The sequence below is a fragment of the Polaromonas sp. P1_G2 genome (assembly GCF_056405515.1).
Genome location: NZ_JBFUBY010000290.1, coordinates 1 through 4,901 on the forward strand (window position 1 = coordinate 1; position 4,901 = coordinate 4,901).

At 57.3% G+C, this 4,901-nt stretch carries 8 protein-coding genes and 1 tRNA gene; 3 read left to right on the plus strand and 6 right to left on the minus strand.

From position 1 onward, the window contains the following. The 5 genes from AC1D0P_RS21670 to AC1D0P_RS21690 form a co-directional block, all read right to left on the minus strand. Window positions 1-485 (minus strand): hypothetical protein (locus AC1D0P_RS21670; RefSeq protein ID WP_477678640.1); only part of this gene is annotated, 485 nt, incomplete at its 3' end. An 840-nt stretch (window positions 486-1,325) separates the two neighbouring features. After that, entirely contained in the window at window positions 1,326-1,571 is a 246-nt protein-coding gene (locus AC1D0P_RS21675; protein WP_477678641.1) for a major capsid protein, read from the minus strand. Window positions 1,572-1,662: 91 nt separating this feature from the next. Beyond that, a complete protein-coding gene (locus AC1D0P_RS21680; protein WP_477678642.1) occupies window positions 1,663-1,866 on the minus strand; it encodes a hypothetical protein in 204 nt (67 codons plus the stop codon). A gap of 220 nt (window positions 1,867-2,086) precedes the next feature. Next, a complete protein-coding gene (locus AC1D0P_RS21685; RefSeq protein WP_477678643.1) occupies window positions 2,087-2,365 on the minus strand; it encodes a hypothetical protein in 279 nt (92 codons plus the stop codon). 53 nt (window positions 2,366-2,418) lie between these two features. Further along, on the minus strand, window positions 2,419-3,495 hold the full coding sequence (locus AC1D0P_RS21690) for a replication initiation factor domain-containing protein (protein ID WP_477678644.1): 1,077 nt from the start codon (window positions 3,493-3,495) through the stop codon (window positions 2,419-2,421). 255 nt (window positions 3,496-3,750) lie between these two features. Here AC1D0P_RS21690 and AC1D0P_RS21695 point away from each other — a divergent pair, with 255 nt between their 5' ends. Further along, window positions 3,751-4,035: a hypothetical protein gene (locus AC1D0P_RS21695; RefSeq protein ID WP_477678645.1), complete on the plus strand. Its 285-nt coding sequence runs from the start codon at window positions 3,751-3,753 to the stop codon at window positions 4,033-4,035. A 142-nt stretch (window positions 4,036-4,177) separates the two neighbouring features. Continuing rightward, window positions 4,178-4,441, plus strand: a complete 264-nt coding sequence (locus AC1D0P_RS21700; RefSeq protein WP_477678646.1) for a hypothetical protein — start codon at window positions 4,178-4,180, stop codon at window positions 4,439-4,441. On the opposite strand, the gene AC1D0P_RS21705 is transcribed toward AC1D0P_RS21700, so the two are convergent. After that, window positions 4,427-4,516 (minus strand) — tRNA-Ser (locus AC1D0P_RS21705). The two genes, AC1D0P_RS21700 and AC1D0P_RS21705, sit on opposite strands and share 15 nt — an antisense overlap. A gap of 178 nt (window positions 4,517-4,694) precedes the next feature. On the opposite strand from AC1D0P_RS21705, the gene AC1D0P_RS21710 reads away from it, so the two are divergent. Next, the coding region (locus tag AC1D0P_RS21710; RefSeq protein ID WP_477678647.1) for an I78 family peptidase inhibitor at window positions 4,695-4,901 on the plus strand (207 nt) is incomplete at its 3' end.

A 4,901-nucleotide genomic window follows, 5' to 3' on the forward strand; every position in this document is an offset into this window, starting at 1 on the left:
AGCAGGATCAACCCAAGCTGATCGAGCGACGGACAAACACGAGAGAACGGAAGAACGACAGTGAACCGAGCAACCACCACTGTCTTATCTGTGATGCACTGCGCGCTAACACCGAGCAAGTTTGTTTGCGAAAAACTAGCCGGCGAAATGGCTATGTCCTCAGAGGTATATTGCTTGCCGGTTTTTGCAGCCTCCGCATCGAACTTCGCCTGTTCCGTCGGGTTCTCGTAAAACTCGCAATTGCGCTTGTACTGTTCCCGCGCAATAGCAACCTGCAGCGCGTCGCCCTCCCCAACAAAACCACCTGCGCAACTTCCAGAGAACGAACTCTTGCCGGTGCATTCCTTCGCGCCGGGCGTAGCAGCGCAGTACTCGCCCTTGCCCTGTGTCGTGGTGTTGGTCGTGACGCTTGTGCCGCTCGAATTCGTCGTGGTTGTCGTGGTCGTGGTATTGCACGAACCGTTGTCGCAAGCGGTGGTTTTCACCTCCGATTTCGTTTCTGTGCCTGCCGGTCCAGTCGTGCTGGAATCCTTTTTTGCATCTGACACCGTGGGGGTGTTGGGCGGGAACGGAATACACACCGTAACGCCGTTAACTTGTCCAGGCTGACCACCCTTGCACGTATCGGCCTCTGCAGGGCGCGGAGCACCTCCCATGCTGCAAGACGCACTGGTGGCACCTGGAAAGCTATACGTGCCCTCGCTGACCCATACCCCATTCTTCCTGTACGAAACATCACGAGAGAACGCTACCTTGCAGCCAGTGCCCGCGGGAGAGCCAGCAAACGGCATACACGACTCACCACTATCCACCTGTCCGGGTATTTGTACGTCACGACTGCCAAACGCTGTGCTGTCGAGCAACGCTATCCCTGCACACGTGACGTCTTCGGGCCGAGTACAACTCAGCAGCACATAAGCCCACGCGCCCTTATCCACTGTGACGCCAGTTGAAAGCGTAGTCTCAGTGCGCGTGCCGTCGAGACGGCCATTAGTTTCATTCGCGCTGATCAATGTGTAGTCATACCGCACACCGTTTTCAACCCGCCTGTAAGCGGCAAGCATGTTCACTGCACCAGCCGCAGCAGTGCCACATGCATCAGTCGCGGCGTATCGCCAACCACCGGCAGCATGCGCGGGAGTCCAGATCATTGCGAACGTGAGGGCCAGCAATAGAGCCGCACCTACGCGGTATAGATAAGCCATGCTGCCCCCACAATGGCGATGAAAACAAAAATTCCCATTTGATGACCCTCTGCGAAACGCCGACCTTCGGCGCTTTGAAGAAGGCACAAAGGCCGAAGCCTCTGTGCATCTCAGCCCGCTTTAGGCCATCGCGCGACGCACCCACTTGAACGCGTAGATACCCACGACGATCAGCAGCACTGCGCCACCGATCAAGCTGATGGGGACCGCCTGCTCAGCAATGAACGCGACGATGGCAGTCACGTCAATGGCGGCAGCCTGTGAGGCGGAAGCACCGGCGGCCAAGGCCAGCAGGAACATGCTTTTTGCGTAGGTGGTTGCGACTTCGCCAGCAGCACGGGCGATCTTTTGAGAATTGAATTTCATAGGTAACTTTCAGAAGCGGTGGACGGGTGAACCCCGAACTACACCGGAGATGGCACGACGTTTCACAACGCTGGCACCATCCCCGCTGGAGTCAAACTTCTTCAGCAGAAACCTCATCACCCCGCAGGGCGCGAATTGCCATGCGGAACCCCCACCCCACGGCCATCACGGAAATGACCGCCACAGCGACCAGACCACCCTCCTCAGCTGTCATCTGAAGCGGAGGGAGGGACAACTCATGCACGATGGTTACGGTGCACGCGGTGGAACATTCAATGACGGTGGGATCAGCCATGCTCAGGCACCCACAAACGCGATACAGCACCACGACCACCGCAGTGATCGTCAACAGCTTCGAGCGCAGCCTCAGCCGTATCGAACGGAGTAGCCGCAGAGAACAAATGTGTGTAGTCCACCGAGCCTTCACCGTCAGCGCGGAGGAAATAGAAATCGTCCGTTGACTGGACGATGTAGGCAGGGCGGCAGTTCATTCCGTTACGCGTGACGAAACGGCCTTAGACCTTCGCGGCCACAACCGGCTTCACCGAAAGCAGGACCATTTTTTGGCTCTTGCCATTAGTGACAAATTCCATCTCGCAATCGGCCTTGAACGGGAATGTGAGGTGCTTGTACTTTTCAAATTCGTCCGCTTTCGCGAAGCCGTATTCAATCGTTGCGAAACCCTTGGCGTTGCCTTTGGATTCGTCCATGTCGGTCATCGCGTAGACCTTCGTCGAGTCGTAAACCGTACCCTCGAAGTCGCCCTTGGAGGCCTTCATGCCGGTGATGGTCATTTGCTGATTGATTCTCATAATTGCCTTTTTGGTTAATGCTTCGAGTCAGAAATTCACGCGGGTGAAGCGAGCCCGGTGTTAGGGTTGATGCGGTCAAAAAATGTGTTGAGGCCGAGTTGCAAGGCGTGGTGATTCAGCCCGCGCAGTGCGCGAGGAACACGACGCATGGTGTTGTTCAACACAAGCGTGGTCATCCAGTCGTAGTCGGGCATTGCTGCTGTGATCTGCACGAGCGTGGGAGCCACAACGCGATTGACCCAACGCATTGCGGCTTCGACGCTGACGGTCGCCACTTTGGTTTGCGTCATGACGCGTTGCGGCTTAATGCTTTCAACTCCCTGGTGCACGAGCCAATTGCAGAATTCGTAAGCGCCGGCAAAGAATTCACCAGGCTGCATGAGTGCGGCCCATGGAATAACGCGATTGACGCTACGCAGTTCGACCTCGGCGCGTACCCATTGGTCTTCCATCATTCCGAACTGGTGGCCCTTTTCGTAAAGGCGAATGAGCTTTCCGCTTTCGCGTTTGCCGATCTGGAACGTGCGGCTATGGCCGTCAATCCAGCAGCCGTGCTGTGTGTAGCTTGGGAGGCGCTTTTGATAGCTGAATGCGTGGTCGTGATACGCCTTCACTGCGGCTTCGATGCAGAGTTGGCCATGCTCCCAGCAGTCCCTGGCCAAGTCGATACGCGTGATCTTCGGGAACATTTCCGCGAAGAAATCGCTTACGCGTTTTTCCCAGCCAGGCAGAGCGAAGGTGCAGCCTTCACCTTTGAGGGTGAAGCAGAACGTATCGCGCTGGCTCAGACCACCGCCGGAAACAGAGGCGACCTCTTGCCCAAAGGCGTTTTCGATGGTGTAGGTGTGGTCGTAGTAGTCGCGGCCTGGCCGGTGGACGCCGAGGACGTAGCCGAGCAGTTCAGCAAACCGCATTGCCATGATGTGCGCCAGGTTCTCATCGTCGGTATCGATGGGCATGTTGTGCGTTTGCAGCATGCGATCGCGAAGGACGGTGAAGCGCAGGTAGTCGATGATGACCCCGCCCTGGTCTTTGGCCTTGATCTGGCGTTCCTGGGTCAGGAACTTGACCTTGCCGCCCTCGATAACGAGCTTTTCGTCTGGTGCACTCACGAGCGCACCTCATCCGAAAGTTCGCAGATCGCAGGACAACCCAGACTCCAAGGGCAACCTGCGCACGGAAGCATCGACTCATCCGGAAGCCGCGCCACTGGCTGAGATTCATTTACCCCCGTGTTACTCGGGGGGGTAACCAATTCGGGGACGCCTGCGGCGGCGCGTCCTACGGCCGCGCCGAGCGCAGGCGCTTTAGCCCTCATCGCATCAAGACGTACGGCCAGCAAGGGCCAGTCTTTCCGGAATTGCTCGATGGCAAGTTCCACCACCGAACGAGTTCCGGTAGGCTTCGCAGCTACACAACCGGAGGGACGTATGACGTTAGGACAAGTTGGATTTTTGGTGCTGCTGTCGCAAGTAGCGCTTTTCGTGGCCTTCACCTGGCTGTTTTGGTGGCTCACCAAAACAGCCATCCGCGAGGGGATCAAGGAATCAGGCTTGGTTGAGGCAATCAGACGGTCGTCGAGCCGAGGGCCGCAAGAGCAGCTACCAGACTGGGCAACTAAAACGGGACTTCCCGATATGCGGGCTGATTGAACGCAGACTTGTTGCATTGATTCGAGTTTTTTGCAAAACCTGACGGCTTGTCAGGTGCTCGAATGTAGGTACGACTTAACAGGGTGTCAATCATTTTCCTGACAGGGTGTGCATAATCCATAGCGAAAGCCAAGGACATTCCATGCCAAACACCATGCAATTACTGAATCAAGCGCTCGCTAAACAGCGTGCCGCCGATTGGGCGCGTGAGTTGAATTTGACGGATTCTGCGCTGACGCAAGCAAAGAAGCGAGGCCGCCTAAGCCCCGTACTTGCTGGAAACCTTGCTATCAAATTGGGAGAAAATCCAGAGCACTGGATTGCTGTCGCGGCCCTTGAAGCAGAGCCAGACAGTGAGCTACTAGCACGTCTTAGAACAAGTGCCAATAGCTGGCGGAAGCGGTGAGATTCGAACTCACGGAGGACTTGCATCCTCGGCAGTTTTCAAGACTGCTGCATTCAACCGCTCTGCCACGCTTCCGAGTCGGGTAGTTTAACCGCATCGTTTGCCGCGACCGCGCCAAAGTGCTCTCTGGGGACCGTGCCTACAAGAAGCAGCGGCAAGAGCCCATACATCCCGGTGCCGTCGCGCGCTAAGCTCCAGACGATCTGCTCTCAGAGAGCATGCCCATCTATCCACCGTTCGAAAGGACCTCACGATGCGTTCCATGCCACTGGCGGCCCTTGCCGCCACCGCTTCCCTGCTGATATCCGCCTGCGGCAACACCCCCTCCGCCGGCCAGGCACCCGATCCGGCACCTGTTTCAGGCCGCTGCAGCGCCGCCCCGGCCCAGTTCGCCATGGGCCGCAATGTGGATGCAACGCTCCAGAATGACGCACGCACGCGCGCCGGCGCGAAGACCGTG